Origin of the sequence: Streptomyces sp. NPDC059909, assembly GCF_042730885.1 — a bacterium.
In the GTDB taxonomy this organism is placed as follows: domain Bacteria; phylum Actinomycetota; class Actinomycetes; order Streptomycetales; family Streptomycetaceae; genus Streptomyces.
Genome location: NZ_JBHWKX010000168.1, coordinates 1 through 4,861, shown reverse-complemented (window position 1 = coordinate 4,861; position 4,861 = coordinate 1). Strand labels below are relative to the sequence as shown.

Genomic DNA, 4,861 nt, shown 5'->3' with positions numbered 1-4,861 from the left:
GTCCTGCCCTCCACGATCGCGCTTTCCTCGAGGGCTGAGTCGGTCACTAGGACGCTCCGAGCGACTCGACATGATCGATGTCGGTGAGTGTCACCGTGTGCAGCCCGCGCGCGACGCGCACGAGGGCGCGGCATACCGGAGCACCGCCTGGCCTGGGCAAGCGCGTGCCGGCTCCGCCACTTACAAACCCCTCAGAGATCCCTGGGTTGACGTCGTGGTGCCGCTGGCCGCGCTCCTCGTCGGCACAGCCGTGCCACGACTTGCCCGCCGCCTCGCCAAGCGATGCTCACGCCCCTGCGGCGAGCGGACGCGCTCACCACAGGGGCGTCGGCGCGCCTAGCTCTCCTTGAAGAGCACGGCGAACCGCTCCAGGTACAGCGGCCAGCCCTCGTCCGAGCCCACTGCACCGGACACCGCCTCCCAGCCGGGGCCGTGCCGGTCAATGTGCCGGTGCTCCAGCTCCACCCGGGTACGGTCCGGGGTTTCGGCCACGAAGCGGACCTCGACCTCGCTGGCGTTCTCGGGGTCCTGCTCGATCTGCCAGGTCGGACCGATGTCCCAGCTGAACACCACACGGTCTGGCGGCTCGTAGGCGAGCACCCGGGCCCAGCGGCACTCGCTGCCGTCGACTCCGCGGTCGTAGATGTGGCCGCCGACCCGGCCTTCGAAGACGGTCTCGGCGATGGGCGCGCCCAGCATGTTGTGCTCCGGCGGCTTGAAGTCGCCGAACCGCTGCGTGAACGCGGTGAAGGCCCGCTCGACCGGCGCGTCGACGACGATCTTCCGGCGCACCACTGCGGCTGGTGCCTGGCTCATGACTGCTCCTTGCGTTGTTCGCCCTCTTCGGCGACGTCCTGGTAGCCAGCCAACGCCCGGTTCCAGAAGGTGTCCAGCTGGTCGCGCAGGGCGGCCACGCCCGCCGGGTTGAGCCGGTAGATCCGGCGCGTGCCGGAACTCCGCTCGGCCACCAGACCGGCGTTCTTGAGCACCTTCAGATGCTGGGAGACCGCGGGCCGGCTGACCGGCAGCTCCTCAGCGAGCTCCCCGACCGCTCGCGGCCGCTCGGCCAGGCATTCCATGATCGCCCGGCGGGTGGGGTCCCCGAGGGCGCGCCAGGGGTCGTCACTTTCGTAAGTCGCCACGAACGGTAAGTTTAGACTTACGGATAACGCAAGGCAACCTGAACAAAGGGCTTTAGGCAGAGACCAGCCACAGACAGTCGCCGAGACCGTGCATGCCACCCACACCCGGCCGTGGGAGAGCGCCACAGTCACCCGGCGCCGCAGCGGGACATCGGCTGTTCGAGACGGCGACCGGAGGCCAGCTCGACGAACCGGCGATGTGGCGGCTGATGAACTCGCTGGCGAAGCGGGCCGGGCTCGGCAACGTCAACCACCCGCCGCACGGCGTAAGATCGACGCCGTCACGCACGCCCTGGCAAAGAAGGACGCGCGGATCGACAGGGTCCAAGCGTGGGCCGACCACAAGGACTCCCGCACCACGCAGCGCTACAACAAGCGCAAGCAACTGCTCGACGACAGCGCCGGCTACGGACTCGCCAGCGACGTCGCAGGTGCCCTGGAGCACGGCGCGGCCTGACCGGCTGCCTTGGTCGGGTATAGCCCGAATATGTGAATTTATCCGGGATGTAAGCGTGTGCAGGTAGGTTCGGGCGCGTGTTCTACGGCGGCAGTGGTCTCCCCAAAGCCGACCTCGAACCCGGCCTCCCGAGGATGTGCCGGGTGGCTCCCCCCTTCCGCAAGGTTCCGAACGACGAATGGAGCAGCATGTCCTACGACGGGGCGTTCCTGTGGGGCCCGGCCAACTTCTCCGGACGGCCGCCGACCCTGCTGGTGGTGGAGGGCGTCGTCGTGGGCCTCCTGACCACAGGCCTGATCGGGGGTGCCGTGGTGACGGGTTCGCTGACCGGTTTGGACACGGTGGGCTCGGTGGTCGGTCTCATCGTGAGCCTGGCCGCCGCCGGGTATCTCTTCTCGACGAACGCGGGACGTGTCCTGGTCGCCGCGGTCGCCCTGCTCGGCGGGGCCCTCGCCTGGTGGATACCGGGCCAGGCGGCGCAGGCCGTCCTCGCGGCGCGCGGCGAGGCCCGTACGGTCGTGGTCACCGAGGTCCACGTGCACCGCTACGAGGGACGGAACTACGTCAAGAACTCCTGCTCGGTACGCCTCCTTGACGGCAGCCCGGTCCCGACCGAGGCCTGGCGCACCTGCGGTTCCACCGCCCGCCCGGGCCAGCACCTCACGATGGTCTTCGACCCGGAGGACGCCGTCCTGCCGACCGACCGCATCCTTCCTGCCACCGCCGCCGAGGCCCTCGCTGGGGCGGCGGCGGCGACTCTGGGCCTCGCGGCACTGTGCTGCGTCGCGGTGATCCGATCCCAGCCGTGACCACGCAGCGGCGCCGGACGCGCTTCTCGGCGCGGGCCCAGGCACTCGGCGCTCCGCGCGGGCGGCCCGCACATGTTCGGCGAGGGCCTGGCGGCCATCGCGTACGCCCTGCTGGAGGTCGCCTTGCCTGCTGGCCGCGTCCGCACCTCGGCGAGCTCCAGCTCCCGCTCCGTGAAGGGCGCAGCCGGGGCGAGGTCGGCCGGTTCACGCAGCTCGTCCGTCCAGAGCAAGGTCTGGACGATCAGGACGCCATGACGCGGGCGGCCGCACGCGCCAATCGGCGCGTACCTGAGACGGCGCGACTGAGCCGGTACCCGGCGGCACCCGACGCCGTCGGGTCAGGGCGCCCTACGCCACCTGACCTCTCGTCATGTCCGGTCTATCGCCTCGGATCCGGCACATTATCCGAGGTGATCAGGGTCATAGTAGGAGAAGCAAGATCCTTTGCCGGTCCAGGGCCCGCCCGAGCCCATAAGCAGGGGAACCTCCCCATGACCGGCAAGGAGCCACGATGACCACCGCAACCCCGCCCTGCACCACCACACCTCTCCTTGAGGCGACCGCCGTACCCCGACATGACCAGTGGACGGTGCCCGACCGCGCCATGCCCCTGCACCAAGTCATCCACCGAAGCGCCCGTCCGATCCGCTCGTGTGCTGGCTCAAGGACTTCCTCCTTGGCGTCATCGATCGAGCCTCCCGGCCGGAAGACATCTTCGCGTTGGTGACGGTTGTCCGGTGGTCCGAGGGCGTTGCGCACTTTGAGTCGAAGAACTTTGATTCGGAGCCTGGACTCGGATTCCGAATCAGCATTGACACGCGGACGTCGGCCATGCCGCCCGCGTCGCCCTGCTCGCCGCCCTCGCCGCACGCAATGCCGCGATCGAAGGCGACCACGCGACCGTCGACGCCTTCGCCCACGACGTCCTCGGCATCCCCCGGCCCGAGCTGTGCCGCGACGGGGTGATCGACGCACTGCTCGGCGAATGGGTGCACCGCCTCGGTCGCTACCTGACCGATCCCAAGCTGCTCAGGATCCTGCACGAGTACACCGCAGCCGAACGCCGACGATGGCTACCGCTGTGGGAGCGGAGAGCCAGCGGCGGCCGGGTGTGGCTGACCGGCGTCACCATTGCCGACGGCATCACCCTGGACGACGCCCTTCCGGACCACCGCACCGCCGAAGACCTGGCGCTACACCGCCAGCTCGGCGACAAGCGGGTCCGCACGGTCCTGCGGGGTCTCACCTCCGACAAGGCCGCCGTCGCCGCCCGGTGGGCGCAGGATGCCGGGACCTGGGCCGAATCCGCCGTCGGCGCCCACCTGCCCGCCGCCTACGGCGAGCGGGTACGCCGCAAGTTCCACCGCCTCGGCGCCCGCCAGGCCGAGCGCGCCGCCGCGGCGGGGGTGGCACGGTGATCGAGATCCTGTACGCCGCCCTGCCCGAGTTTCTCGGCGGCCTCGGCGCGGCGCTCGTCGTCGTCGGCGGCGCGGCCCTCCGCACCATCCGCGCCCGGCTCAAGCGGTAGCGGCCTGCATCGAGGACGAGAAGTTGTTGGTAAGGACGGCTGTTGGTGAGGGGTGAGTAGCCCTCGCGGGTGTGAGGGGTGCGACAATCCGTGCCGTGTCAGAGGAGCTCTCCCGTTGGTATCGGGGTCGCCTGGTGGGCGGTCCGTTCAGGGCGTTCGACCCAGGCGAGTGCGCCGTGCTCGAGCGGGAGATCGGGCTGCCCCTGCCACCCGCTTACCGCTCATTCCTGGAAGCCGCCGGCGGGGAGAAGCTGGACTACTCGATCCGCCTCCCGGCTTGTGAACCGGAACCGGTCCAGAGCTTCGACGACCTCTATCGGTTGGGCCGCGACGACGCTGATGAGTACGGCTGGGGAACTCTCCTGGGCGAGTATCGGCGCAGTCGCGATGGGTGGCTCGCCGAGAACGTGCCCCTGACCGGCCTGCTGCCTATCGCCCGAAACGGCGGCAGCGACACCCTCTTCCTGGACCTGAACCCGGCCACTCATGGCCAGCTCCATGCGTTCGTCCACGCCATCGCCTGGCCGGGGTATCTGGGCAACCATGTCTTCACGAAGGTCGCCGACAACTTCGACGCGTACATCGACGGCCTGTTCATCGACCCCGACATGGCGGAGGACGCCTGGGCCGACGTCGCCGACAGCGATCCCTCGGATCCTTGGCGGAGGACCGTCGAGGGGTGGCTGGACAAGGAACTGCCGGGGTGGCGTGCTGAAGCCTGGGCCACGCCCTGACCTTCAGGCGCTCGCCTTGTCTTTGCTCACGAGTCTCGGTTCTGGCTCAACTTCTGTGGAGCGGTCACGGCGGGTCAGATCTTTGGAGCGAGCCGCGACTCTGCTGCGTAATTCGCGGGTCAGGCTGTGAGTCGGTAGGCGAGGCGTTCGAGGCGGCTTGAGCGGGTGTGGTGCTGGTCGTGGCCGGTCCA

At 69.5% G+C, this 4,861-nt stretch carries 6 protein-coding genes; 4 read left to right on the top strand and 2 right to left on the bottom strand.

Annotation, left to right across the window (positions count from 1 at the left end):
• Positions 1 to 336 precede the first annotated feature (336 nt).
• Positions 337 to 816 (bottom strand): SRPBCC family protein, encoded by a 480-nt coding sequence (locus tag ACFV9O_RS39600; RefSeq protein ID WP_385427749.1) that lies wholly within the window; start codon positions 814 to 816, stop codon positions 337 to 339.
• Positions 813 to 1,142: an ArsR/SmtB family transcription factor gene (locus ACFV9O_RS39595; RefSeq protein WP_385427746.1), complete on the bottom strand. Its 330-nt coding sequence runs from the start codon at positions 1,140 to 1,142 to the stop codon at positions 813 to 815. Before ACFV9O_RS39595 ends, ACFV9O_RS39600 begins: the two co-directional genes overlap by 4 nt.
• Before the next feature lie 199 nt (positions 1,143 to 1,341).
• Between ACFV9O_RS39595 and ACFV9O_RS39590 the strand changes: the two genes are divergently transcribed.
• From ACFV9O_RS39590 to ACFV9O_RS39575, 4 genes are all read left to right on the top strand, one after another.
• Positions 1,342 to 1,599, top strand: coding sequence for a hypothetical protein (locus ACFV9O_RS39590; RefSeq protein WP_385427744.1), 258 nt, complete (start codon positions 1,342 to 1,344; stop codon positions 1,597 to 1,599).
• Between the two features lie 143 nt (positions 1,600 to 1,742).
• Entirely contained in the window at positions 1,743 to 2,408 is a 666-nt protein-coding gene (locus tag ACFV9O_RS39585) for a hypothetical protein (RefSeq protein WP_385427742.1), read from the top strand.
• Positions 2,409 to 3,370: 962 nt separating this feature from the next.
• Positions 3,371 to 3,826, top strand: coding sequence for a hypothetical protein (locus ACFV9O_RS39580; protein ID WP_385427740.1), 456 nt, complete (start codon positions 3,371 to 3,373; stop codon positions 3,824 to 3,826).
• 205 nt (positions 3,827 to 4,031) lie between these two features.
• The gene (locus tag ACFV9O_RS39575) at positions 4,032 to 4,670 is read left to right on the top strand and encodes an SMI1/KNR4 family protein (protein ID WP_385427737.1); all 639 of its coding nucleotides are present in this window, start codon (positions 4,032 to 4,034) and stop codon (positions 4,668 to 4,670) included.
• Positions 4,671 to 4,861: the final 191 nt, after the last annotated feature.

Excerpts from the sequence above, each read along its gene's own strand:
- ACFV9O_RS39600 (WP_385427749.1), bottom strand. The coding sequence starts at position 816 with ATGAGCCAGGCACCAGCCGCAGTGGTGCGCCGGAAGATCGTCGTCGAC.